The organism is Conexibacter sp. JCM 18997 (assembly GCF_055391915.1).
In genome coordinates this window covers 718,381-742,783 of record NZ_AP043885.1, presented here as the reverse complement: position 1 = coordinate 742,783, position 24,403 = coordinate 718,381, and the positions used below count along the sequence as shown (strand labels likewise).

Here is a 24,403-nt window from a genome sequence, read left to right as displayed (position 1 = left end):
GGGTCGGTCATCCTGTCGCTCGTGACCGACCTGGGGTGCTTTCTCTACACCGATCCGCAACCGGCCGCCGGAACGCCTCGCGTGATCGTCAAGGACATCATCGACGTGGCCGGCATGCCCACCACCGCGGGCGCGAAGAACTGGTCGCGCGTGGCCACCGGCGATGCCGCCTGCGTGCGCTCGATCCGGGCCGCGGGCGCCACGATCATCGGCAAGGGCCACACGAACGAGTGGGCCTTCGGCGTCGACGGCCGCAACCCCTGGTTCCCCGAGTGCCGCAACCCGCACGACCCCGAGCGTCTGCCCGGCGGTTCGTCGTCGGGACCGGCGGTCGCCGTGGCCGCCGGGTTGGCCGACGCCGGGATCGGCACCGACACCAGCGGCTCGCTGCGGGTTCCCGCCGCCCTGTGCGGCGTCGTCGCGCTGCGCCCCACCCCCGGGCGCATCTCCCTGGACGGCATCCAGGCCCTGTCCCCGACCACCGACGTCGTCGGCCCGATCGCCCGCACCGCGGGCGCGGCGGCCGCGCTGTTCAGCGCGATGGCCGGTCCGGCGCCCGAGGTGGTCAGCGCCCCGGCCCAGCCGCGGATCGCGCTGATCGACACGTTGATCGACCACGCCACCCCCGACGTCGCCGCCCGCGTGCGCGCGCTGGGCGACGGCGGCGACGCGATCGGGATGGACCTCCTCGGCCTGAGCGCGCTGGAGACCCACCGGGTCATCCAGCACTACGAGGCCGCGCGCGTGTACGCCGCCCGCGGGCTGCCGATCGACGACCTGGCCCCGGACGTCGCCGCGCGCATCGGCGCCGGCCTGCAGATCACCGACGCCCAGTACGTCGCCGGCCTGCGCGAACGCGCCGCGATCGCCGCGGCGATCCTGGCCGCGCTGGAGCGCTACGACGTCCTGATCGCGCCGACGGTCCCCGACGTCGCCCCGCGCCGCGACGACGACTCCGACATCCGCACGCTGCTGCTCTCCTGCGTGGTGCCGCTGACCCAGGCGCCGGTGCCGATCGTGGCCATCCCGCTGCCCGGACCCGGGCTCCCGGTGGGCGCTCAGCTGGTCGGCCGGCCCGGGACCGACGAGGCGCTGCTGGACCTGGCCGCGCGCCTCAGCGGCTGACGGGCCCGACGCCCATCGCGGCGCGCACGTCGTCCAGCACGGGCGCGGTCATCGCGCGGGCCTTCTCGGCGCCCATGGCCAGGATCGCCTCCAGGCGGTCGGTGTCCAGGCGCAGCTCGGTGTAGCGCTCGCGCACGGGCTCGAGCAGCTCGATGACCGCGCTGGCGGTCTCCTTCTTCAGATCGCCGTAGCCGCGCGCGTCGGCCAGCATCGCCTCGGCCTGCGCGATGGTCAGGCCGCGCGCGGCGGCCAGGATCTCCAGGAGGTTGGTCACGCCCGGCTTGTCGGCGCCCGCGCGGATCACCGGCGGATCCTCGGAGTCGGTCACCGCGCGCTTGAACTTGCGCTCGATGTCCTTGGCCTCGTCGAGCACGTAGACGCGGCCCTGCTCGCTGCCGGCGGTGGTGGACATCTTCCGCGTCGGCTCCTGCAGGTCCATGATCCGCGCGCCCACGGTGGGATAGGTCCCCTGGGGCACGACGAGCGTCTCGCCGTAGCGGGCGTTGAAGCGCTCCGCGATGTCGCGCATGAGCTCGATGTGCTGGCGCTGGTCGTCGCCGACCGGCACGTGCGTGGCCCGGTAGGCGAGCACGTCGGCGGCCATCAGCACCGGGTAGGAGAACAGGCCCGCGGAGGCCAGCTCGCGCTGGCTGCCGGACTTCTCCTTGAACTGGTGCATGCGGTTGAGGTCGCCCCACGAGGTGACCGACGACAGCAGCCAGGCCAGCTCGGGATGCGCGAGCACGTCGGACTGGCGGAACAGGACGGAGCGCTCGGGATCCAGGCCCGCGGCGATCAGCGTCGCGATCGTGTCGTACACGCGCTCGCGCAGCTCGGCCGGGTCGTAGGCCACCGTGACCGCGTGCAGGTCGACGACGCAGTAGATCGACTCGCCGGCCTCGTCCTGCCCCTCGACGTAGCGCCGGATCGCCCCGATGTAGTTGCCCAGGTGCTTGCGCCCGGTGGGCTGGATGCCGCTGAAGATCCGCATGCGGGGGCGGAGTGTAATTCCACGCATGCCGCTCCCCAATCCCGGGTACGGCAAACATCAGGTCAGCTCTCGGACCATGCGACGCACGGTACGCGGGGTGACCTCCACGCAGCATCCGCCAGAAGGACGGACCGCGTCACGCGCGAGGTCTCGGACTCCAGACGGCTCACGTTCCGTTGAGCAAGGGGGTTCGAATGTCGCCCGTTTCCACGCAGGTCTCCGAGCAGTGGCTGCTCGAGCGCTACCGCCGCCACAACGATCTGGCCGCCCGTGAGGAGCTCATGCGCCGCATGGCGCCGCTCGTTCGCCGCGTGGCCACCGCCTACAACGCCCGCGGTCACGAGGACGATCTGCACCAGGTCGCGTGGCTGGGCCTGACCAAGGCCGTCGACCGCTTCGATCCGAGCTTCGGCGTCCCGCTGCGCACCTACGCGATCCCGACCATGTACGGCGAGGTCCGCCGGTACCTGCGCGACCACTCCTGGGCCATGCGCGTGCCGCGCCCGCTGCAGGAGCGCGTGCTGACCGTCACCAAGACCGTCGACCGGCTGATCGCCCGCGACGGCCGGTCCCCCACCCCGCAACAGATCGCCACCGAGCTCGAGCTGGAGCTCGAGGAGGTTCTGGAGGCGCTGCAGGCCGGCTCGGCCTACGCCGTCACCTCGCTGGAGGCCCCCGCCGGGCGCCTGGACGACGGGGAGCGCACCGTGGCCGACACCGTCGGCTTCACCGACGAGCGACTGGACCTCGCCGAGGAGGTCGCCGACCTGCGCGAGCTGCGCGACGTGCTCGACGAGCGCGACCGCAAGGTCCTCTACCTGCGCTTCGTGCGCGACCTGACCCAGACCGAGATCGCCGACCAGATCGGCTGCTCGCAGATGCAGGTCTCGCGGATCCTGCGCAAGGCGCTGACCCGCCTGGGCGAGAAGGCCAACCGCCTGGCCGAGGCGCCGGCCCCGGTGCCCTACGCCGAGCGCGAGCGCATGCTCATGGCGGCCTGACCGTCGCGCCGGCGGTGCCGTCGCGCGCGGCCAGGTACTCGGCCATGTGCTCCTCGGCCTCGCGGTGCAGCAGCCATCCGCTGTCGCGCCGCTCGATCAACCCGCCCTCGGCCAGCCGGCCGAGGGCGCTGGTGACCGACGGGCGGCGCGCCGCGACCAGCGCGGCCAGCGTCTCGTGGGTCAGCCGCAGCGGGACGTGGATCCCGTCGGGCGTCACCCGCCCCCAGCGCTCGGCCAGCCGCCAGAACAGCAGCAGCAGCCGGCCCTCGATGCGGGGCACCTGCCCGAGCGCGAGCTGCAGCCCCAGCGACCGCGACCGGCGCACCGCGCGCTGGGCGATCTCCTCGAGGATCGTCGGCCAGCGCGCGGCGGCGGCCACGAAGCGGCGGTCGAGGATGGCCAGGCGGGTGGGCGCGTGCACCGACCAGGTGACCAGCAGCGAGACGCCCGGCGGCGACTCCTCGGCGTCCCACGGGCGCAGCAGGTCGCCGGTGCCCAGCAGCTCGCCCGTGGTCCGCCCCTCCAGGGTGATCGCGCGGGTCAGCAGCCCGTCGACGACGAGGATGCCCAGCGCCCGGGCACCGTCCGAGCGCGCGTCGGGCGACCAGCTCCCGACCGGCAGATCGAACCCGGGCGCGACGAGGCGCCTGCTCGCGGCCTCTCGTTCCAGCGGCGGGAGGCCCTCGGCGAGATCCGGGTCGACGTCGATGACCGCCACGGCCCCCACGGTGAGGATGATGCCTTTCACTCGGAATCTATGTCGCAGTCACCTCCTGCCCCGCGTGAACGGCCCGAAACCGGGTACGCGAAGCGGATGCGTCCCGTCCAGGAGACCCCGACCAAGCCCATCGACTACGCGACGCTGAGCGCCACCTACGGGTCGCTGCTGGGCACGGTCGTGCTGGCCGCCCGCCAGTCGGGGGCCCGCCCGATCTCCGGCGGTGAGCTGCCCGCGCTCGGGCTGGCCGCGTTCGCGTTGTCCAAGCTCGTGGCCAAGGAGAAGGTCGAGACGTGGGTGCGCGAGCCGTTCGTCGACGAGACCTCGCGCAAGCCCAAGGGCCGGCGGATGCGCTACGCCGTGGGCGAGCTGTTGACCTGCACGCGCTGCCTGGGCGCGTGGAGCTCGCTGGGGCTGATCGCGTTGCGGGTCGCGCGCCCCGATGAGGCGCGCGTCGTCACCGCGGTGCTGGCCACCTCCGCGCTCAACGACTTCCTGCAGGCCGGCTTCAGCGCCGTGTGCGCGGCTAGCTCAGAGACGACACGTACGCCGACTGCTCCAGCAGAGCCGCCTGCTCGCTGGCGTCAGACAGCTTGACCTTGACCAGCCAGCCGTCGCCGTACGGGTCGTCGTTGATCGCGTCGGGCGTGTCCGACAGCCCGCTGTTGACCTCGACGATCTCACCCGACAGCGGGGCGATCACGTCGGAGACGGCCTTGACCGACTCGACCTCGGCGTAGGGCTCGTCCTTGGTCACGGAGGTGCCGACCTGGGGCGGATCGAAGAACACGACCTCGCCCAGCGCGTCCTGCGCGTACCAGGTGATGCCGAAGACGGCGGTGTCGCCCTCGAGCTTCACCCAGTCGTGCTCGGGGTGGTAGAGAAGGTCGGTGGGGTATGAAGCCTCGGCCATGCGCGGGACGCTAGCAGTCGCGGCGGTGCTGGCGGCGGTCGTCGCCGCGGCGCCCGCGCAGGCCTCGATCGCGGCCGCGCGCACGTGGGCGGGCGACCGCGCCGGGAGCGTGGCCTTCGCCGTGCGCCACGACGACGGGCGCATCACCGGCCTGCACGCCGACACCGTGCGCCCGTCGGCCAGCGTGGTCAAGGCGATGCTGCTGGTGGCCGCGCTGCGCGCCGCCGCCGATCGTCCGCTGACCGCGGCCGAGCGCGCGCACCTGGGCCCGATGATCCGCGTCTCCGACAACGACGCCGGCCGCTGGGTCCATGCCCGCGTGGGCAGTGGCGGGCTGCTGGCGCTCGGGCGCGCGGCCGGCATGCGCGACCTGGTCGTCGCGCCGGGTGTGCTGTACGGCACCGGCATCACCGCGGCCGATCAGGTGCGGCTGTTCAGCCGCCTGGAGCGGCTCGTGCCCGGCCGGCATCTGGTCTACGCCGAGCAGCTGCTCGGCGGGGTCGTGCGCTGCCAGTCGTGGGGCATCCCGGCGGTGCTGCGACCGCAGGGCTGGACCGTCCTGTTCAAGGGCGGGTGGCGCTCAAGCCTGGTCAACCAGGTCGGGCTGGCCCGGCGCGGCGACCAGCGGCTCGCGCTGGCGGTGCTGACCTGGGGCAGCCCGTCGAAGTCCTACGCGGCGCAGACGATCGCGGGGATCGCCCGGCGCGTCACGCGTTCTGGACGGCCTTCGTCGGATACGAATGGACCAGCAGGTCGGTCAGAAGCTCGTCGAGGTCCTGTTCCTTGCTGGCCTTGAGGGCGCGGAGGTGCTCGGCGAGCTCCCGGGGCGTCATCGTCTTCATGATCTATCTATCGGACCAGACCCGGTCCGCCTGTCGCAACTCGGACGAATGTCCAGTTGGGTTTCCGTGGCCTGAGACAGGGTAGTCCCGCCTGTTGCGCGCCCCGAAGCTGGCGCCTTGACGCTCCTAGGGTCAGCGCAGGAACGGCGGGATGTCGATGTCGTCGTCGCTGATCTCCAGCGAGCTGCGCTGACGGTCATCCATCCGCACGTCCCGATCGCGACGGCGGGTGCGGGTCTCCTCGCGGGCGGACGACGGGCGGGCCCGCCCATGGTCGAACCCCGTGGCGATCACGGTCACGCGGACCTCGTCGCTCATGGCCGGGTCGATGACCGCGCCGAAGATGATGTTCGCACCGGGGTCGGAGGCCTGGTTGACGATCTCGGCGGCCTCGTTGACCTCGAACAGACCGAGGTCGTTGCCGCCGGTGATGTTCAGCAGGATGCCGGTGGCGCCCTCGACGGACTCCTCCAGCAGCGGGCTGGAGATGGCCATCTTGGCCGCCTCGGCCGCCCGGTTCTCGCCCGCGGCGGCGCCGATGCCCATCAGGGCCGAGCCGGCGTCGTGCATGATCGTGCGCACGTCGGCGAAGTCGAGGTTGATCAGGCCCGGGATGGTGATCAGGTCGGTGATGCCCTGGACGCCCTGGCGCAGGACGTTGTCGGCCTCACGGAAGGCGTCGAGGATCGACGTGCGGCGCTCGATGACGCTCAGCAGCTTCTCGTTGGGGATGACGATCAGCGTGTCGACGACCTCGCGCAGACGCTGGATGCCGTCCTCGGCCTGACGCGTGCGCTGCGTGCCCTCGAACTCGAACGGCTTGGTGACCACGCCGACGGTCAGCGCGCCGATCTCGTTCTTGGCGATGTCGGCGATCACCGGCGCGGCGCCCGTGCCCGTGCCGCCACCCTCGCCCGCGGTCACGAAGACCATGTCCGCGCCCTTGAGCGCTTCCTTGATCTCGTCACGCGACTCGGCCGCCGCCCCGTAGCCGACGTCGGGGTTCGCCCCGGCGCCCAGGCCCTTGGTCAGCTCGTGACCGATGTTGAGCTTGATGTCGGCCTCGGTCATCTGGAGCGCCTGCGAGTCGGTGTTCGCCGAAACGAACTCCACCCCGCGCAGGCCAGCGTCGACCATGCGGCTGACGGCGTTGGTTCCGCCGCCACCGACACCGACGACCTTGATGACGGCCAGGTAGCTGCCGCTGCTCTCCATGAAAAGGTGTCCGACTCTCTAGGTAGCGTTGAGGGTTTCCGCGCGGTTTCCGGGGAAATCGCAGAAACCACGGTATGCACGGGCTTTCGGAAAAGTCAACGCGGATCGTAGCGACGCAAGACGTATTGCAGAACGACGAACCCTCGACGGGCGGCCGAGAGTCGCGCTCGACACGAGGTTACCCTCCAGTCGAGCTTGAGAGTTGGTCGAGGGTCTCGAACCCACCGGCCGCCGGGCGCTCCGGCAGCCGTACGTCGATGTAGGTCGCGCCCGACGCGCTGTCGTCCCCGAGGACGCGCGCGGCGGCCACCCACTTGGCGTGCGGCCGGGCCGCGTCGCCCAGCACGATGCGCGGTCCGGCGTTGCGCAGCACGGCCACCAGCTCGGTGCGATCGATCTCGACGCGCTCGACGTGGCGGCGCATCGGCTCCGGTGCGCCGGCCAGCACCGCGAGCAGGCGCAGCTGCGTCGCGTCGGTCACCGTGGCGCCCGCGGGGAGCGCCGACGTCTGGATCGCCGGGAGGTCCGCGCTGGACACGCGGCCGCGCAGCAAGGTGCCGTCCGCGGCCACCGGGATGCGCTGGCCGCCGGCGTTCAGCGCGGCGACCGGCTGGCGCTCGACGACGTCGATGCGCAGCTCGTGCAGCGGCTTGGCCTGCACCCGCAGGTCCTTGACCTGGGGGTAGACGGCGACGGCGCGGCGCAGGCGCTGCTCGTCGACGTGCAGCGTGGTCATCTCGCGCGCGGTCTGGTCCAGGGCGCGGCGGATGTCGGCCGCCTGCGGGCCGGTGATCCCGACGATCTGCACCTGGTCGACCTTGGCCAGGCCGGAGTCGCGCAGCCAGAACCAGCCGCCGATCAGCGCGGCGGCGAGCAGGACGACGATCAGGCCCCACACCCGAGGGCGGACGTGGGTCAGGCGGGCGACGCGAGCGGCCATCGCAGGGGGTGTTCGACTAGCGGGCGGTCAAGTCCTGCGCCAGCGTGCGCACGTCGCCCGCGCCCATGACCAGGACGACGTCCTGCGGACCGACGTCCAGCGCCTGGGTGACCGCGGCGAACGACGGTAGCGAGCCGATCCGGTCGGGGCGCAGCCGCGCGATCGTCGCCCCCGAGACACCGGGGAAGTCGACCTGACGCTCGCGCGCCGGATACACGTCGAGCACGTAGGCGGCGTCGGCCGCGGCCAGCGCGTCGGCGAACTCGGCGGCCAGCTCCTGCGTGCGGGAGTACAGGTGCGGCTGGAACACGGCGACGATCCGGTCGACGTCGGCCAACGTGCGCGCGGCGGCGATCGTGGCGGCCACCTCGGTCGGGTGATGGGCGTAGTCGTCGATCACCAGCGCGCCGGTGGGCGTGCGGCCCAGGCGCTCGAAGCGACGGCCGGCGCCGGAGAAGCTGGCGATCGCCGCGGCCGCGGCGGCGGGGTCGGCGCCGGCCAGCGCGGCCGCCTCCAGCGCCGCGGTGGCGTTGCGCGCGTTGTGGATGCCGGGCACGGTCAGCCGCACGTCGTGTCCGCGCCAGCGGAAGGTGCAGCCCCCGTCGCCCAGGACGACGTCGGTGGGCTCGTAGGCGACCAGCGGGCGGTCGCCGCGCAGCTCGGTCAGCTCGGGTCGGTCCCAGACCACCGCGTGGGGCGGCGCGGCCAGGAACCGGCGGAACGCGTCGCGCAGCTCGGCCAGCGAGCCCCAGCGCGCATGGTGGTCGAGCTCGACGTTCGTCACCACCGCCACCTCGACGGCGAGCTCGAGGAACGAGCCGTCGGACTCGTCGGCCTCGACGACCAGCCACTCGCCCGTGCCCCACGCCGCGTTGGCGCCGGTGCTGCGCAGCACGCCGCCGATCAGGTAGCCGGGATCCAGCCCGCAACCCAGCAGCACGTGGGCGACCATCGAGGACGTCGTCGTCTTGCCGTGCGCGCCGGCCACGGCGATCGTCCGCCGCATCGCGGTCAGCTGGGCCAGCAACTGCGCGCGGTTGAGCACCGGGATGTCGCGCGCCCGGGCCGCGACGATCTCCGGGTTGGTGTCCGGGATCGCCGTCGAGGCGACGACCTCCACCCCGGCGCCGGCGGGCAGGTTGGCCGGGTCGTGGCCGATCGTCACGGCGATGCCTGCCTCGCGGACCGCCTGCGCGTAGGGCGAGTCGGCCTGGTCGGCGCCCGAGACGGTCGCGCCGAGCGCGGCGGAGGCGAGGGCGTACGCGCTCATTCCCGCTCCGCCGATGCCCAGCACGTGCAGGCGCCGGCCGCTCCAGGGTTGATCGGTCACGGTCGGCATCGTACGGTCGCGGAGATGCAGCCACTGGTGCTCATCGGGGTCGGGACGTTCGTCGTGCTGCTGGTCCTCGTGCTCGCGCTCTCCACCCCGCGCCCGTACAAGGGCTTCGCCAGCGAGCGCGACCACGGCGCCGACGCCGAGATCGAGGCCGACGACATCGAGCAGATGATCGAGGCCCGCAACGCGATCCGCCGCCGGCGCGGGCTGCCCGAGATCGGCGACGAGCTGGCCGAGCAGCTCCGGCGCGGGCTGTAGGCGGGCGGCCGCTCTCTTCCCGGCGGCGGCGTCGGCGGGTTCAGACGGGTACGACGGGCAGCGAAGGCGCCCGGGCCGGCTCGGCGACCCGGACGGGCGCGGGTTCTGGCACGTCGCCGCTCTCCAAGGCGCGCGTTGTCAGGTTCGCGTCGCTATGCGACGACGAGACGACAATGACCGCGATTGGGGAGCGGCGCGGGTTCTGGCACGTCGCCGCTCTCCGAGCCGCTCGTTGTCAGGTTCGCGTCGCTATGCGACGGCGAGACGACAATGACCGCGATTGGGAGCGCGAACGTGCCAGCCGTAGCGGGGAGCTAGGCCGCGGCGGCGCGGACCTCGGCGGCGATCGCTCGCGCGGCGTCCGGGCGGGCCAGGCCGCGGGAGGCGGCGGCCATCTCGGCCAGGCGGCCGGGCGCGCCGAGCAGCGCGTCGACCTCGGCGCGCAGCCGCTGCGGGGTCAGCTCGGCGTCGGCCACCACGACCGCGGCGCCCGCGTCGGCCATCCAGCGCGCGTTGGACGTCTGGTGGTCGGCGGCGGCGTGCGGGTAGGGCACGAGGATCGCCGGCAGGCCGTGGGCGGCGACCTCGAAGATCGAGCCGCCCGAGCGCGCGACGGCCAGGTCGGCGGCGGCCAGCGCCTCGCCGAACGGGGAGATGTAGGGCTCCAGCACGTAGTGCTCGGCTGGCACGAGCGCGGCCAGCGCGTCGTGGTCGCGCACCCCGGAGGCGTGCAGCACCCAGAAGTCGCCGCCGCCCAGCCCCTCGGCCGCGGCGAAGTTGATCGTCTTGGCCCCCAGCGAGCCGCCGAACACCACGACCACGGCGGCGTCCGCGGGCAGCCCGAAGCGGGCGCGCGCCGCCGCGCGGTCGGTGAACGGCGCCGGCACGGGACGCCCGGTGACCAGGTAGCGCGGCGCCTGGCGGCCGGCCAGCGGAAAGGCCAGGCAGACCCGGCGCGCCCAGCGGGCCAGCAGCCGGTTGGTCAGGCCCAGGTGCGAGTCGGCCTCGGTCAGCACGATCGGCACGCGCCGGGACACCGCGGCCGCGCCCACCGGACCGGCCACGTAGCCGCCGCCCCCGAGCACCACGTCGGGCCGCTCGCGCTTGATCAACGCGCGCGCGGCGAAGAACGCGCGGACCGACTGCAGCGCCGCGCGCAGCGCCTTCAGCGGGTTGGAGCGCGACAGGCCGCTGACCTCGATGCGCTCCATCCGCAGGCCGGCGGCCGGGACCAGGTCGGCCTCCGCTCGTGCGCCGCCGACCCAGAGGACGTCGGCGCCGTCAGCTTGCAACGCGTCGGCGACCGCCAGCGCGGGCACCACGTGGCCCGCTGTTCCGCCGGCCGCGATCAGGACTTTGACCTTCGTCATAGGAGTCGGAGTCTCCAACAACACCGCGCACGGCCGTCGCGCGCCCCGAGGCCACGTTCAGCAGCAGGCCCATGCCGGCCAGCATCACGATCAGCGACGAGGAGCCCGAGGAGATGAACGGCAGCGGCACGCCGGTCAGCGGCGCCAGGCCCAGCACGGTGAACACGTTCAGCAGCGCCTGGGACAGGATCAGCGCGGTCACGCCGGTGGCCAGCAGCTTCGCGTAGGAGGTGCGCGCCGCCTTGGCCGCGCGCAGGCCGCCGTAGGCGATCAGCCCGTACAGGAACAGCAGCGCCCAGACGCCGATCACGCCCAGCTCCTCGCCGATCACCGCGAGGATGAAGTCGGTGTGGGCCTCGGGCAGGAAGAAGATCTTCTGGACCGACTCGCCCAGGCCACGCCCGACCAGGCCACCCGAGCCCATCGCGATCTGGCCCTGGACCGACTGGAAGCCGATCGACTGGGCGTGCGCCCACGGGTCGATGAACGAGATCAGGCGGTCGCGGCGGTAGGGCTCGACGATCGCGAACAGCGTGATCAGGCCGGCGCCGATCACCACGCCGCGGCCGAGCAGCCGGATCGGCATGCCCGCGGCGACCAGCAGCGCGGTCATCGAGAAGCAGATGACCAGCGCGGTGCCCAGGTCGGGCTGGGAGGCGATCAGCAGGACGGCGGCGCCGGTCACGGCCAGCAGCGGGCTGCGCAGGCCCTTGAAGGTCTGCACGGTCGACGGCTTGTCGGTCAGCAGCCGCACCGCGTAGAGCACCAGCGCGATCTTCATCAGCTCCGAGGGCTGGAACTGCAGCGGGCCGACGCCGACCCAGCGCGTCGCGCCGTTGACCTCGACGCCGAAGCCGGGCACCTTGACCAGCACGACGAGCAGGAACGACGCGCCCAGGATGGCCGGCGTCAGGTCGCGGATCGCCCGCAGGTCCATCCGGGCCACCAGCGTCATCACGCCGACGCCCACCACGCCGTACATCAGGTACTTGACCAGGTAGGCGGTTCCGTCGCCCTGGCCCTCCAGCAGCGTGCGGGCCGACGAGGCGCTGTAGACCATCACCGCGCCCGCGGCGAGCAGGCACAACGTTGCGGTGAGCAGGATCCGGTGCTCCAGAGGCTGCTCGCGGGCGGCGGCGCGAGGACGGTCCATCAGACGCCTGTTCGGCGTCGGCGGCTCGTCTCCTACGCGATGGACTGCTGATAGATCGTGAAGCCGATGGCCGAGCAGACCGCGGCGACGATCCAGAAGCGCAGGATGATCTTCGTCTCCGACCAGGCCATCATCTCGAAGTGATGGTGGATCGGGGCCATCAGGAAGACCCGCTTGCGGAAGGTCTGGAACGAGAAGACCTGGATCAGCACCGAGAGCGCCTCGATCACGAAGATCCCGCCGAGCAGGATCAGCAGCACCTCGGTCTTCGTCATGATCGCCAGCCCGGCGACCGCGCCGCCCAGGCCGAGCGAGCCGGTGTCCCCCATGAAGATCGTCGCCGGGAACGCGTTGAACCACAGGAAGCCGACGCAGGCGCCGACCAGGCACCCGCACAGCAGCGCCAGGTCGTGCTGGCCCTGGGTGATGAACGTGATGCCGATGTAGGCCAGCACGACGATCGCCGTGCAGCCGGCGGCCAGGCCGTCGAGGCCGTCGGTCAGGTTGACCGCGCTCGTGGTCCCGGCCAGCACCAGGTAGATCAGCGGCAGGTACAGGATCCCCAGGTCGATCTGGTAGTCGACGAAGCGCAGGCGCAGCGTGGACGGCAGCCCCGCCTTCTGGGTGGCGATGTACCAGAGCAGGACCGAGATGAGGATCGTCGCGCCGAGCTTCGTGCGGGCCCGCAGGCCCAGCGAACGGCGCCGGATGATCTTCGTGTAGTCGTCGGCGAAGCCGATCAGCGCGCACAGGATGGCCGTCACGAACACGCCGACCGAGCGCCAGTCGTAGTCGCTGAGGATCAGGAACGGGGCCGAGACGGCCAGGAAGATGATGATCCCGCCCATCGTCGGCGTGCCCGCCTTGGAGTGATGGCCGGCCGGCCCCTCCTCGCGGATGTTCTGGCCGAACTCCCGGACGCGCAGAAACTCGATGAACCGCGGGGACAGGAACACGCAGATGAGCAGCGCCGCCGTGCCGGCGATCAGGACCTCACCCACGGCTACAGCGCCTCGGCCACCGCTTCGAGGCCCACGCCGCGCGAGCCCTTGACCAGGATCGTGTCGCCCGGGCGGATCAGGTCGCGCACGATGTCGACCGCCGCGGCGGCGGTGACCGCCTCGTGGTCGCCGCCCATCAGCGCCGCCAGCGGCCCGACGGTCACGACGACGTCGGCTGACGCCCGGGCGTGGGCGCCGACCTCCTCGTGGTAGCGCGGCGCCTCGGGACCGAGCTCGAGCATGTCGCCGAGCACGGCGACACGGCGGCCCGGGGCACGCGAGAGCTCGTCGAGGGCGGCGCGCATCGACATCGGGGAGGCGTTGTAGCAGTCGTTGACGACGACAGCCCCGCTGGGCAGCTCGATCCGCTGGCCCCGCCGGGCCGACAGCTCGACGTCGATCTCACCGGCCGGCTGCACCCCGATCGCCCGGGCCGCGGCCAGCGCGGCCAGCGCGTTGTGGTGCATGTGGCGGCTGTCGAAGGGAATCCGCACGTCGCCCAGCTCGGACACCTCGCCGCCGGGGCCGAAGGTCGTCCAGGTGACGTCGTGGCGGTGGTGGGGATCGAGCAACGGCTGATCGGAGGGCACGATCGCGGTGCCGCCGGGCTTCAGACCCGCGATCAGCTCGGCCTTGGCGGCGGCGATCGCGTGGATCGAGCCGAGCAGCTCGAGGTGCACCGGGCCGATGTTGACGATCACGCCGACGTCGGGCTGGGCGATCTCGGCGAGCTCGGCGATCTGGCCCAGGCCGCGCATGGCCATCTCCAGCACGAGCACCTCGGTGTCGCCGGGCGCCGAGAGGATCGTCAGCGGCAGCCCGATCTCCGTGTTGAGGTTCTGCGGCGTGGCCACCGTGCGCCGGTGCGGACGCAGCATCCCGAACAGCAGGTCCTTGGTCGACGTCTTCCCGGTCGAGCCGGTCACCCCGATCACCTGCGCGCCGAGCGCCGTGCGCCAGGCGGTGGCCAGCGACTGCAGCGCGGCCAGCGGATCGTCGGCCTCGAGCACCACCCCGGCGGCCGGCAGCTCCTGCGCGTGCTCGGGCGTGGTCAGCGTTCCCCAGGCGCCCGCTTCCAGTGCGGCGGCGGCGAAGCGACCGCCGTCGTGGCGCTCGCCCGACAGCCCGACGAACAGGTCGCCGGGACCGACGTCGCGCGAGTCGATCGTCACCCGCCGCGGGCCGGCGTCGGCGGTGGAGGCGGTCAGCAGCCGGGCCCCCGCGCCGGCGGCGACCTGCTCAGGCGACCAGTCGTGCACGCAAAGCCTCCCGGGCGACGCTGACGTCGTCGAAAGGCAGCTTGCGCCCGCCCTCGAACTCCTGGCCCTGCTCGTGACCCTTGCCGGCGATGACCACGACGTCGCCGTCCTGCGCGGCCTGCACGGCCAGCGCGATCGCGCGGGCGCGGTCGACCTCGACCAACGCGTCCTCACGCCCGACCCCGGCCAGGACCTGGGCGACGATCGCCTCGGGGTCCTCGGAGCGCGGGTTGTCGGAGGTGACGATCACCAGGTCGGCGCCGTCGCCCGCGGCGCGGCCCATCAGCGGCCGCTTGGCCGTGTCGCGGTCGCCGCCGGCGCCGAAGGTGACGATCACCTTGCCCCGCGCGATCTCCCGTGCGGCGCGCAGGACGTTGTCGAGCGAGTCGGGCGTGTGGGCGTAGTCGACGAGCACGGCGAAGGCCTGCCCCTCGTCGACCGGCTCGAAGCGGCCGGGCACGCGGCCGGCGGTGGTCAGCGCGCCGACGATCGTCTCGTCGTCGACGCCCAGCGCGCGGGCCACGGCGATCGCGCCCAGCACGTTGGCCACGTTGAAGCGGCCGGGCAGCGGGGTGCGCACCTCGACGCCGTCCAGGCGGAAGGTCGAGCCGGTCAGCGTCGAGCGCAGGTCGGTCGCGCGCAGGTGGGCGTCGGTGTCGATGGCGAACGTGATGGCGTCGGGGAACTCCTGGGCCAGCCGGCGGCCGTAGGGGTCGTCGACGTTGACCACCCGCACGCCCTCGGCGACCTCGAAGAGCCGCCGCTTGGCCAGGAAGTAGTCCTCCATCGTCGGGTGGAAGTCGAGGTGATCCTGGGTCAAGTTGGTGAACAGCGCCGCGGCCCAGTGGATCGCGTCGACGCGGTGCAGCTCCAGCGCGTGCGAGCTGACCTCCATCGCGCAGGCCTGGTCGCCGGCGTCGCGCATGCGCGCGAAGGCGGCCTGCAGCTCGATCGCCTCGGGCGTCGTGCGGGCCAGCGTCGCCTCGGCGCCGCCGATCACCGACTTGACCGTGCCCAGCAGCGCGGTCGGCACGCGCCCGGCCTCCAGCAGCTCGCGGATCAGGAAGCACGAGGTGGTCTTGCCGTTCGTGCCGGTGACGCCGACGACGGCCAGCGCGGCGGTCGGGTCGCCGTGGAAGCGGGCGGCCACCGGGGCCATCGCGGCGCGGGCGTCGGGGACCTCGATCTGCGGCACCAGCAGCTCCAGCGGGCGCTCGACCACGATCGCGCAGGCGCCCCGCTCCACCGCGTCGGGCGCGAAGTCGTGGCCGTCGGTGGTGAACCCGGGAACGGCGAAGAACAGGGTCCCCGGACCGGCCTCGCGGTTGTCGAAGGCGAGGTTGGTGATCTCGACCGCCGCCGCTTCGGGAGCGAGAGGCGTATCGACGAGGTCTCCCAGCCGCATACGCCGAAACCCTATTGGGGGCCCGCCTCCGGCGGCAGGGACTCCATGCCCACCCTGCGCCGTCGGGGCCGCCGTCGCCACCCCATGCCCTACTTGGGAGCGATGCGCAGGTATGGAAGGGCGAAGGCCATGATCTGACCGAACGCCGGTGCGGCGACGGCGCCACCGTAGATGTCGCCGTGGGGCTCGTCGACCATGATCGCGCACAGCAGCTTGGGATCGTCGGCGGGCGCGAAGCCCACGAACGAGGCGATGTAGTTCTCCTTGGAGTACTCACCGGTCTCGGGATCGACCTTGTTGGCCGTGCCGGTCTTGCCCGCCAGCTGGTAGCCGGGGACCGACACCTCCGAGGCGGTGCCGTCGGGGCTGAGCACGCCCTGCAGCATCTGGCGGATCTCGGTGGCCGTGTGCGCGGAGATGATCCGCTTGCCGCGCGGCTCGGCCACGTCCTGGCCGCCGACCGACTTGACGATCCGCGGCTGGCGCAGGATGCCGCCGTTGGCGATCGCCGAGTAGGCCGTGGCGATCTGCATCGGCGTGACCGCCAGGCCCTGGCCGATCGGCAGGTTGCCCATCGAGGAGCCCGAGTACTGCTCGGGCGTGGGCACGATGCCGCGCTCCTCGCCCGGGAGCTGGACGCCGGTGGGCTGGCCGAAGCCGAACTCGCGCACCCAGTGGTCGAAGCGGGTCTTGCCCTCGCGCAGGCCGATCGTGACCGCGCCGACGTTGCTGGACTGGGCCAGGATCTGGGCCGTGGTCATCGTCGCGTAGCCGCGGTCGTGGGACTCGCCGATCGTCCGGTCGGCCACCTGGATGGTCGGCGGGAGGTTGAACGAGGTCTCTGGCGTGACCTTGCCGTCCTCGATCGCGCCGGCCACCGTGAAGGCCTTGAAGGTCGAGCCCGGCTCGTAGGTCACGCCGGTCGCCGTGTTCTGCTGGGCGTAGTCGGGCGCGCCGGACGGGTCGTTGGCGTCCACGCGCGGCCAGTTGGCCAGCGCCAGCACCTCGCCCGTCTCGGGGTTCATGACGATCGCCGACGCGCGCTTGGGCTGGTAGACCTGCCCGACGCCGCCCAGGACCGCCTCGGCCTTGGACTGGATCGCGGCGTCGATGGTCAGCTTCAGCGTGCGCCCGGGGCGCGCCTCGACCTCGTCCTGGACGCCGATCGGCTGCCCGATCGCGTCCTTGGTCAGGCGGCGCTTGCCGTCGTAGCCGCGCAGGACGTCGTTCTCCTCGTACTCCAGCCCCGACAGGCCGGTGCCGTCGATGCCGACCGAGCCGAGCACCTGCGAGGCCAGCCAGGAGCGCGGGTAGGTGCGGCGGCTGGTGGAGATGAAGTCGATGCCCGCGAGGTCCAGCTTCTGGACCTTGGCCGCGATGTCGGCCGGCACGCCGCGGTCGATGTAGACGAACCCGGTGTCCTTGCGCGAGAGCTTGTCGAGCAGCTCGCCGCGGTCGATCCCGAGGATCTTGGAGATCTGCTCGGCCGCCTTGGAGGGGTCCTCGACCAGGTACGGCGTCGCGGAGATGTCGTCGGCCGGCTCGGACACCGCCAGTTGGACGTTGTCGCGATCGACGATGCCGCCGCGACGCGCGGGCACCGTGACGGTCTGCACCTGCTGGGTCGCGGCCGCGTGCTTGAGGCCGCTGGCCTTGACGGTGCCCAGGAACGCGGAGCGCAGCCCGGCCAGCGCGAGGAGGCCGAGGAAGACCGCGAAGAGCAGCCCGATGCGCCGGTCCGTCAGGCCCATGTCGAATCAACCCCCCGGGGTGACCCCTCCGACGGTCGCCGCACCGGTGGCGGCCGTCGTCGGAGCGGCTGCGGCGGCGGCGGGCGGCGTGGTCGTCTGGGTCGCGGCGACGGCGCCCGTCGTGGCGGCGGCGGTCGTGTCGGCCACCACCGGCGCGGGGGTCGCGGCCGCGGCGGCCGCGGCGGCGGCCGCTTGCTGCGCGGCGGCGTCGACCTGGGCCTGGGCAGCGGCCTGCGCGGCGTTGGGGACGCTGGAGGTGGTCTGCGGCGCGGCCGCCGTCGTGCCCGTGGTGTCGGTCGTCGGAGCCGTGACGCCGTCCGGGGTCGACGTGGCCGGAAGCGTGGGCAGCAGCGCGGTCGACGCCTCGCCCTGGGAGGGCATCGCCGCCGCAGCGGCGCCGCCGATGCGCTTGCCGTCGTTGCCCAGGTAGCGGACGTTGTCGGACGGCGGCAGCACCATGCCGCTCTCCAGCGCCTTCTGCTGGATGCGGTCGTTGGACTCGAGCTTGGAGACCTCGGCCTGCATCATCGCGTTGCCGCGCTCCAGCGCGGCGGACCGCTCGACGTCGGCGCCCATGCCCGCGTTGAGCTTGAGCAGCGAGACCTGCATGAAGACCAGGCCGATCAGCAGGATGCCCAGCAGCGCGATCCAGCCGCGGCTGCGCAGCAGGCGGTCCAGCGACCGCGACTCGGAGATCGCGCCCAGGCGGTGCGCGAGCGGGGTGTGCGAGGGCGCCGGAAGCGCGATCGCGCCGCCCTGCATGCGCTGCGGCCGCGTCGGGCGTGCGGGACCGGACACGCGCCGGGGGCCGCGCGGGGAGATGCCCCGGCGCGTGGGCGTGCGCGCATGTCCGGTCGAACGGGCGTGGCTCGTGGAAGCACTTGGCGGAGTCATGCCCGCTCCTCAGGTCGCAGCTTGCGGGCGGCCCGCAGACGCGCCGAGGCGGCCCGCGGGTTGTCGGCGATCTCGTCGGCGCCGGGCACCACGGAGCGACGCGTCAACAGCGCCGCCTCGGCGGTCTGCCCGCAGGCACACACCGGGAGATCGGGCGGGCAGATGCACCCCCGCGCGCGCTCGGCCAGGAAGCGCTTCACGCGGCGGTCTTCGAGAGAGTGGAAGGAGATCCCTGCAAACCGGCCGTTTTCGGCCAGCAGCGCCCAGGCGGCCGGGAGCGCACGGTCGATCTGCTCGAGCTCGCCGTTGACCGCGATGCGGATGGCCTGGAAGGAGCGCTTGGCGGGATGGCCGCCGGCGAAGCGGGCGGGCGCGGGCACGGCGGCCTTGATCACCTCGACGAGCTCGTGGGTCGTCTCCAGCGGGGCCTGCTCGCGCGCCCGCACGATGCGCCGGGCGATCTGGCCGGCGTAGCGCTCCTCGCCGAACTCGCGCAGCACGGCCTTCAGCCGCCGCTCGTCCCACGTGTTGACCACCTCGCGCGCGTCCAGCTCCTGGCTGGTGTCCATCCGCATGTCCAGCGGCGCGTCGTAGGAGTAGGAGAAGCCGCGCTCCCAGGTGTCGACCTGCATCGAGGAGACGCCGAGGTCGAGCAGGACGCAGTCGGCCCGTACGCCCTCGGCGACCAGGTCCTCCAGCGCGGTGGCGAAGTCGGCGCGCACGAAGCGGGTCTGGCAGGCGACCTCGTCGGCCAGCTCGTCGAAGCGCTCCTGCGCGGTCGGGTCGCGATCGATGGCGATCAGCGTGCCCTCGGCGCCGAGGCGCTGGGCCAGGGCGCGCGAGTGGCCGCCGGCCCCGAACGTCGCGTCGACGACCGTGTCCCCGGCGCGCGGCGCCAGGTACTCCAGCGCCTCGTGCAGCAGGACGGGGATGTGCGGTGCGGCCATCTCAGCCAGCATCGCCAAGGCGCGAGGTGATGTCGGCCACGGATTGCGTGAGCTGCTCGTTGTAGGCCTGCCAAGCAGCCCGGTCCCAGACTTCCAGGCAGCGACCGGCGCCGGTGACGACGACCTCTTTGCCCAGTCCGGCGTGCTCGAGGAGGAACGCGGGGAGTCCGATGCGGCCGGCGGCGTCCAGCTCGGTGTCGTGGGAGTTGGCCGAGAAGAAGCGCTCGAGCTGCTCCGCCTCGGGCGACATGGGATGGAAGCGCTCGAGCGCGGCTTGCATGTACGCGTCGTAGTCATCTGGACGCCACACCGCCACGCAGCCCGCGACGCGCTTGGCCAGCACGGTCCCGTCGCTCAACGCCGCCCGGAAGCGCGCCGGCACGGTGAGCCGGTTCTTCGCATCCAGCGAGTAGTCGAAGGTGCCGCGGAAGGTCAAGGGTCAAAGCGCTCATCGGCGAAGGAAGGAATTCCGGGCCGGGCTGCAGGAGTGGGAGGAGCTCCTGCAGCCCGGTCCGCTGACGGCGTTGTATCCCACTTTCCTCCACTCCGCAACTCATCTTGCCCACATTCCCCCACTCAGGTTCCCCCATCACCCCCCGGGGCGGACAAAACGCCGATGTGCGCTGGGGATTCCGCGGTGGGTCGGAGTGGGAGGCCGATACGAGAAATCCGGCAACGGCGCGTGCAGAACGAGCGGCTGCACGGCGGGTTGCAGTTCGACCGGTGTTCCGTCCGGCCGATGCGCTTTAGAGTTGTCGCGGCACACCCTCAGGAGGAAAGACTTCACATGCCCACCCTCACCCGCGCGCGCGGCAGGCGCGCGCTGGCGCTGACCGCCGGTATCGGCGCGCTCAGCCTTGGCCTCGTCGCCTGCGGCAGCAGCAGCGACAAGGACCCCGATCCCGCCCAGGCCGTCCCGGCCAGCGCTCCGATCTACGCCCAGGTGACCGTCGCTCCCGACGGCGACCTCAAGGCCAACACCGAAGCGGTGTTGAAGAAGCTCGGCGTCAACGACCCGGCCGCCGACATCGACAAGTTCCTGAAGTCGAGCACCACGCGCGACGAGAACGTCGACAAGATCAAGGAGTGGATCGGCTCGCGCGCCGGCGTCTTCGTGACCTCGTTCACGGGCGAGCCGGACGCCGCGCTGGTGATGTCGACCACCGATCCCGGCAAGGCGCTGGACTCGCTGGACAAGGACGGCAAGAAGAAGGGGTCCTACAAGGACGTCGACTACTGGTTCGACGACGGCGGCAGCGTCGACGGCGTCGTCGGCGACTACGCCGTCTCGGGCACCGAGCGCGCGTTCCGCACCGTCGTCGACACCGTCAAGGGCGACGACGTCGAGACGATCGCCGACAACGCGGACTACCAGAAGGGCCTGGACACGATCAACGCCGACGACGCGCTGGCCACGGCCTACGTCTCGACGGAGGGTGTGCTCAACGCGCTGGGCCGCTCGGGCGGGATCCCGGCGGCGCAGCTGGGCCAGATCCGTCAGCAGCTGTCGCAGTACGGCGGCAAGTCGACCGTGCTCAAGCTCAGCCCCGGCCAGGACAAGATCACCGTCCAGGTCGCGACGACGGGCCTGCCCGAGGGCAGCGGCACCGACGACGGAGCGGCCAACACGGCGCTGACCGCGCTGCCCGGTGACGCGTGGCTGGGCATCGGGCTCCCCCGCATCGGCGAGACCCTGCGCACCGCGATGACCCAGGGCCTGTCGGCCGCGTCGGTCTCGGGCCAGGACGTCGAGGGGCAGATCCAGGCCGCCGAGCAGGCGCTGGGGATCGACATCGAGGACGACCTGTTGAGCTGGATGGGCAACGGCGGCCTGTTCGCCCGCGGCACGACGATCACCGACATCGGCGGCGCGCTCGTGGTGCAGACGACGGATCCGGCCAAGACGAAGCAGGCGCTGACGAAGCTGTCCGGCCTGCTCCCGCAGATCACCACCGGCCTGAAGGTCAGCCCGCTGTCCGGCGTGGCCGGGGCCGACGACGGCTTCCAGATCGAGTCGCCGAGCCTGCCGTTCCCGATCATCGCCGCCGTCGGCGGCGACAAGTTCGTGCTGGGGATCGGCGCCCAGACGGTCGAGGCGGCGCTCTCGCCCTCCTCGACGCTGGGCGACAGCGCGGCCTACAAGACCGCCGCGGCCGCCCTGGGCGAGACCAAGCCGGCGTTCTTCCTGGACGTCGGGGCGGTCAGCGCGCTGATCGGCGGCCTCGTGCCCACCGACGACCCGAACGTCCGTCAGGTCGTCGCGGCCCTCAACAAGATCTCGACGATCGCCTCGGGCACCACGCGCGAGGGCTCGACGCAGCTCACGACCCTGGTGGTCACCCTGAAGTAACGGTGGCGGGGGCCGTGCCACGCGCGGCCCCCTACCCCACCCCGGTCTCGCGGAGCACGACCGCTCCGACGAGCAGCAGCACCGCGGGCACCAGCAGCAGCGCCACCGTCAGTTGGATCTTCGGCGCCGCCCGCGCCGAGCCCTCGGCCAGCGCGCGGGCGTGCTCGGAGCGCGCGTCGGCGGCCAGCGCCGTCAGCGCCGGGGCCAGCGGCGCGCCGTGCCGCTCGCTGCGCCCGATCGCCGCGACCAACGCGCCGACCGCCGGCGTCGGCGCGGCCGCGGCCAGTTGCGCCAGCGCGTCCGCCCGCGGGACGCCCAGGTCGCTGAGCGCGGCGACGCGCCGCAGCTCGTCGGCCAGCACGCCGCCGTGACGGACCCCGACCTCGCGCGCGGCGCGCGACACCGACAGCCCCGCCTCGACGCACACCCGCAGCAGATCGAGCACGCCGGCCAGCTCGCCCTCGATCGCCCGCACGCGCGCGCGGGTGCGCCGCCGCAACCACAGGTCCGGCGTCAGGTACCCGCCGGCCAGCGCGGCCGCGGCGACGACGACGGCCAGGCGGGCCGGCAGCGCGGTCAGGATCGGGAGCATCAGCGCCAGCGCCGCCACGGCCGCGCCGCCCTTGATCGCCATCAGCTCGGTCGGCTCCAGCCCCAGTGGCCGACCGGCCGCGGCCAGGCGCGCGGACAGGTCCTCGGGCGCGGGCAGCACGCCGAGCCGGCGGCCCACGCCGGCCAGCAGCCGGATCAGCGGCCGCCGGCGCGCCTGGGGCCCGCGCCGGGCGCGTCGCTGCGCCGATGCCTCGCCGGCCCAGGCCAGCACGTCCCGCGCGGCGAGCACCGCGACCGGCACCGCCGCGAGCGCCAGCAGCATCGCCCGGCTCATCGCGTCACCCGCGACAGCCGGCGGATGGTCAGCAGCCCAGCGGCCTGCAGCACCATCGCCGCGACCACCATCACCGCGGTGATCGGGGCGCTCAGCAGGGCGACCAGCGAACCAGGGTCGGCCAGCTCGCCCAGGGCCAGCGCCCCGAGCGGCAGCCCCGCGACGAGCATCCCGGTGAAGCGGGCCTGCGCCGTCGCCGTGCGCGCGTCGCGGGCCGCCCGGGCCGCGCCCTCCAGCGCGCCCGCGATCTCGCGCAGCAGCCCGGCCAGGTCGCCGCCGGCCTCCCGCTGCAGCAGCACCGCGGCGATCAGCAGGTCGTAGGCCGGCGAGCGCACGCGCTGGCGGAGCCGCTCCAGCGCCACATCGGTGTCCTGGCCCAGGTCCATCGCGTGGACGGTGGCCAGCAGCTCGCGTCCGGCGGGCGCGGGCACCCCGCCCCCACGCGCCGCCTCGGCGATCGCGCCCCGGATCGAATGGCCGCCCGACAGGGCGTCGCCCACCGCCCGCGCGACGAGCGGCGCCTGGTCCGACAGCCGTGCCCGCCAGCGCGCGCGCCGCATCCGCACCAGCCCGCCCGCGGCCAGCGGCCCGGCCGCGCCGAGCACCAGGGCAAACACCGGTCCGGCGACCAGCCACCCGGCGGCGCACAGGCAGCCGGCCGCGACCACCGCCAGCCGGCGCCGCTCGCCCGCGGTCGGGGCGAGGCCCAGAGCGCCCGCCCGGCGCAGCGGGCCCAACAGGCGCCCGACCCACCGGCTGCCGCTGCCGTCGGCCAGGACGCCGACCAGCTCCCACCCGGCGAACACGCCGGCGGCGCCCGCCGCCGCAGCCAGGAGCACCGCGCGGCTCATCAGGCCGCCGCCTCCAGCCGCGACGCCAACGCGTCGCTCAACGCCCCGCGCCACACCGGCCGCCCCTCGCGCACGGCGTACAGCTCGCGGGTCGCCGGGCCCGACGCCACCCGCACCACCTCGCACACCGACACCACGCGCCGGGAGCCGTCGCGCTGGCGGGCCTGGTGGACGACGAGGTCCACGGCGGCGGCGATCTGCTCGCGGATCGCCGCAAGCGGGAGACCGAGCTCGGCCATCAGCGCCAGCGTCTCCACGCGCCGCAGCGCCTCCTCGGCCGAGCCCGCGTGCACCGTCGACAGCGAGCCGTCGTGGCCGGAGGCCATCGCCTGGAGCATGTCCAGCGCCTCCGGCCCGCGCACCTCGCCGACCACGATCCGGTCGGGCCGCATCCGCAACGCGTTGCGGACCAGACGGCGGATCGTCACCTCGCCCCGCCCCTCGACGCCCGCCGGCCGGGCCTCGAGGCGCACGACGTGCGGCTGCTGCAGGCGCAGCTCGGCCGCGTCTTCGATCGTCACCACGCGCTCGTCGGCGCCGATGAAGGACGACAGCGCGTTGAGCGTCGTCGTCTTGCCCGAGCCGGTCCCGCCGCTGACCAGCACGTTGCAGCGCGCACCGACGGCACGCTCGAGCACGTCGTGCAGGGGCGCTGTCCACGTGCCCAGCTGCACGAGCTCGTCCGGCGTGAACCCGCGGCGGCGAAACCGCCGGATGGTCAGCACCGGCCCTTCCAGCGCGAGCGGCGCGATCACCACGTTGACCCGCGATCCGTCGGGCAGCCGCGCGTCGCACAGCGGCTCGGCCTCGTCGACCCGCCGGCCCAACGGCGCCAGGATCCGCTCGATCGCGTGACGCAGCTCGGCCACGCCGTCGAAGCGCACGTCCGTGGGCTCGATCCGCCCGCGCCGCTCGACCCACACCGAGACGTCCCCACCCACCCCGTTGACCATCACCTCGTCCACCGAGGGATCGGCCAACAGCGGCTCCAACGGACCCAGCCCGAACGAGCGCTCGGCCACCAGCGCCACCAGCCGTTCGCGCGCATCGGCGTCCAACAGCGCCGCCTCGGTCTCCACCAGCGCCCGGATGCGCGCGTGCAGGTCCTCGCCGGCGCCGCCGCCGGCCGACCGGATCAGCCGCTCGCGCAGCCGATCGGCCAATCGCAGAAGTGGGTCGTCCATGCCCGCACTAGGC

Annotated in this window: 24 protein-coding genes; 6 read left to right on the top strand and 18 right to left on the bottom strand. The window is 73.2% G+C overall.

The window, feature by feature from the left end:
• The first annotated feature begins 21 nt into the window (after positions 1–21).
• Positions 22–1,125 (top strand): amidase, encoded by a 1,104-nt coding sequence (locus tag ACZ5UI_RS03820; protein WP_464194383.1) that lies wholly within the window; start codon positions 22–24, stop codon positions 1,123–1,125.
• Here the strand turns inward: ACZ5UI_RS03820 and trpS are convergent.
• Entirely contained in the window at positions 1,115–2,116 is a 1,002-nt protein-coding gene (gene trpS / locus ACZ5UI_RS03815; RefSeq protein ID WP_464194381.1) for a tryptophan--tRNA ligase, read from the bottom strand. The genes ACZ5UI_RS03820 and trpS overlap by 11 nt on opposite strands.
• Before the next feature lie 194 nt (positions 2,117–2,310).
• On the opposite strand from trpS, the gene ACZ5UI_RS03810 reads away from it, so the two are divergent.
• Positions 2,311–3,117, top strand: coding sequence for a SigB/SigF/SigG family RNA polymerase sigma factor (locus ACZ5UI_RS03810; RefSeq protein WP_464194379.1), 807 nt, complete (start codon positions 2,311–2,313; stop codon positions 3,115–3,117).
• On the opposite strand, the gene ACZ5UI_RS03805 is transcribed toward ACZ5UI_RS03810, so the two are convergent.
• Positions 3,104–3,865, bottom strand: a complete 762-nt coding sequence (locus tag ACZ5UI_RS03805) for a helix-turn-helix domain-containing protein (RefSeq protein ID WP_464194377.1) — start codon at positions 3,863–3,865, stop codon at positions 3,104–3,106. The two genes, ACZ5UI_RS03810 and ACZ5UI_RS03805, sit on opposite strands and share 14 nt — an antisense overlap.
• A gap of 66 nt (positions 3,866–3,931) precedes the next feature.
• On the opposite strand from ACZ5UI_RS03805, the gene ACZ5UI_RS03800 reads away from it, so the two are divergent.
• Complete coding sequence (locus ACZ5UI_RS03800) at positions 3,932–4,432, top strand: DUF1360 domain-containing protein (RefSeq protein ID WP_464194375.1); 501 nt, start codon at positions 3,932–3,934, stop codon at positions 4,430–4,432.
• On the opposite strand, the gene gcvH is transcribed toward ACZ5UI_RS03800, so the two are convergent.
• Positions 4,362–4,748, bottom strand: a complete 387-nt coding sequence (gene gcvH / locus ACZ5UI_RS03795) for a glycine cleavage system protein GcvH (RefSeq protein ID WP_464194373.1) — start codon at positions 4,746–4,748, stop codon at positions 4,362–4,364. The two genes, ACZ5UI_RS03800 and gcvH, sit on opposite strands and share 71 nt — an antisense overlap.
• On the opposite strand from gcvH, the gene ACZ5UI_RS03790 reads away from it, so the two are divergent.
• Entirely contained in the window at positions 4,747–5,544 is a 798-nt protein-coding gene (locus tag ACZ5UI_RS03790; protein ID WP_464194371.1) for a serine hydrolase, read from the top strand. The two genes, gcvH and ACZ5UI_RS03790, sit on opposite strands and share 2 nt — an antisense overlap.
• Positions 5,545–5,722: 178 nt before the next feature.
• Here ACZ5UI_RS03790 and ftsZ read toward each other — a convergent pair whose 3' ends face one another.
• The 3 genes from ftsZ to murC form a co-directional block, all read right to left on the bottom strand.
• Positions 5,723–6,805 carry a cell division protein FtsZ gene (gene ftsZ, locus ACZ5UI_RS03785; RefSeq protein ID WP_464194369.1) on the bottom strand — a complete coding sequence of 361 codons (1,083 nt, stop codon included), beginning with the start codon at positions 6,803–6,805 and terminating at the stop codon, positions 5,723–5,725.
• 178 nt (positions 6,806–6,983) lie between these two features.
• Positions 6,984–7,745 carry a cell division protein FtsQ/DivIB gene (locus ACZ5UI_RS03780; protein ID WP_464194367.1) on the bottom strand — a complete coding sequence of 254 codons (762 nt, stop codon included), beginning with the start codon at positions 7,743–7,745 and terminating at the stop codon, positions 6,984–6,986.
• A gap of 16 nt (positions 7,746–7,761) precedes the next feature.
• Positions 7,762–9,084, bottom strand: a complete 1,323-nt coding sequence (murC, locus tag ACZ5UI_RS03775; RefSeq protein WP_464194365.1) for a UDP-N-acetylmuramate--L-alanine ligase — start codon at positions 9,082–9,084, stop codon at positions 7,762–7,764.
• A gap of 15 nt (positions 9,085–9,099) precedes the next feature.
• Between murC and ACZ5UI_RS03770 the strand changes: the two genes are divergently transcribed.
• Complete coding sequence (locus tag ACZ5UI_RS03770; protein ID WP_464194363.1) at positions 9,100–9,339, top strand: hypothetical protein; 240 nt, start codon at positions 9,100–9,102, stop codon at positions 9,337–9,339.
• 314 nt (positions 9,340–9,653) lie between these two features.
• Here ACZ5UI_RS03770 and murG read toward each other — a convergent pair whose 3' ends face one another.
• The 9 genes from murG to mraZ form a co-directional block, all read right to left on the bottom strand.
• Positions 9,654–10,709, bottom strand: coding sequence for an undecaprenyldiphospho-muramoylpentapeptide beta-N-acetylglucosaminyltransferase (gene murG, locus ACZ5UI_RS03765; protein WP_464194361.1), 1,056 nt, complete (start codon positions 10,707–10,709; stop codon positions 9,654–9,656).
• Positions 10,621–11,862 (bottom strand): putative lipid II flippase FtsW, encoded by a 1,242-nt coding sequence (gene ftsW / locus ACZ5UI_RS03760; RefSeq protein ID WP_464194360.1) that lies wholly within the window; start codon positions 11,860–11,862, stop codon positions 10,621–10,623. The genes murG and ftsW overlap by 89 nt, the downstream gene beginning before the upstream one ends.
• A gap of 32 nt (positions 11,863–11,894) precedes the next feature.
• Entirely contained in the window at positions 11,895–12,863 is a 969-nt protein-coding gene (gene mraY / locus ACZ5UI_RS03755; protein ID WP_464194359.1) for a phospho-N-acetylmuramoyl-pentapeptide-transferase, read from the bottom strand.
• 2 nt (positions 12,864–12,865) lie between these two features.
• A complete protein-coding gene (locus ACZ5UI_RS03750; RefSeq protein WP_464194357.1) occupies positions 12,866–14,122 on the bottom strand; it encodes a UDP-N-acetylmuramoyl-tripeptide--D-alanyl-D-alanine ligase in 1,257 nt (418 codons plus the stop codon).
• Entirely contained in the window at positions 14,103–15,527 is a 1,425-nt protein-coding gene (locus ACZ5UI_RS03745) for a UDP-N-acetylmuramoyl-L-alanyl-D-glutamate--2,6-diaminopimelate ligase (RefSeq protein WP_464194355.1), read from the bottom strand. Before ACZ5UI_RS03745 ends, ACZ5UI_RS03750 begins: the two co-directional genes overlap by 20 nt.
• Before the next feature lie 89 nt (positions 15,528–15,616).
• Complete coding sequence (locus tag ACZ5UI_RS03740) at positions 15,617–17,278, bottom strand: peptidoglycan D,D-transpeptidase FtsI family protein (protein WP_464194353.1); 1,662 nt, start codon at positions 17,276–17,278, stop codon at positions 15,617–15,619.
• Between the two features lie 6 nt (positions 17,279–17,284).
• A complete protein-coding gene (locus ACZ5UI_RS03735; protein ID WP_464194351.1) occupies positions 17,285–18,076 on the bottom strand; it encodes a hypothetical protein in 792 nt (263 codons plus the stop codon).
• 92 nt (positions 18,077–18,168) lie between these two features.
• Positions 18,169–19,119, bottom strand: coding sequence for a 16S rRNA (cytosine(1402)-N(4))-methyltransferase RsmH (gene rsmH, locus ACZ5UI_RS03730; RefSeq protein ID WP_464194349.1), 951 nt, complete (start codon positions 19,117–19,119; stop codon positions 18,169–18,171).
• Between the two features lies 1 nt (position 19,120).
• On the bottom strand, positions 19,121–19,555 hold the full coding sequence (mraZ, locus tag ACZ5UI_RS03725) for a division/cell wall cluster transcriptional repressor MraZ (RefSeq protein ID WP_464194347.1): 435 nt from the start codon (positions 19,553–19,555) through the stop codon (positions 19,121–19,123).
• Positions 19,556–19,906: 351 nt separating this feature from the next.
• On the opposite strand from mraZ, the gene ACZ5UI_RS03720 reads away from it, so the two are divergent.
• Complete coding sequence (locus ACZ5UI_RS03720; protein WP_464194345.1) at positions 19,907–21,469, top strand: DUF3352 domain-containing protein; 1,563 nt, start codon at positions 19,907–19,909, stop codon at positions 21,467–21,469.
• A gap of 31 nt (positions 21,470–21,500) precedes the next feature.
• Here the strand turns inward: ACZ5UI_RS03720 and ACZ5UI_RS03715 are convergent, their stop codons facing one another.
• The 3 genes from ACZ5UI_RS03715 to ACZ5UI_RS03705 are packed head-to-tail and all read right to left on the bottom strand — an operon-like array spanning position 21,501 to position 24,390.
• Positions 21,501–22,355 (bottom strand): type II secretion system F family protein, encoded by an 855-nt coding sequence (locus ACZ5UI_RS03715; protein WP_464194343.1) that lies wholly within the window; start codon positions 22,353–22,355, stop codon positions 21,501–21,503.
• A complete protein-coding gene (locus ACZ5UI_RS03710; protein ID WP_464194341.1) occupies positions 22,352–23,206 on the bottom strand; it encodes a type II secretion system F family protein in 855 nt (284 codons plus the stop codon). Before ACZ5UI_RS03710 ends, ACZ5UI_RS03715 begins: the two co-directional genes overlap by 4 nt.
• Positions 23,206–24,390 (bottom strand): CpaF family protein, encoded by a 1,185-nt coding sequence (locus ACZ5UI_RS03705; RefSeq protein ID WP_464194339.1) that lies wholly within the window; start codon positions 24,388–24,390, stop codon positions 23,206–23,208. The genes ACZ5UI_RS03710 and ACZ5UI_RS03705 overlap by 1 nt, the downstream gene beginning before the upstream one ends.
• Between the last annotated feature and the right edge of the window lie 13 nt (positions 24,391–24,403).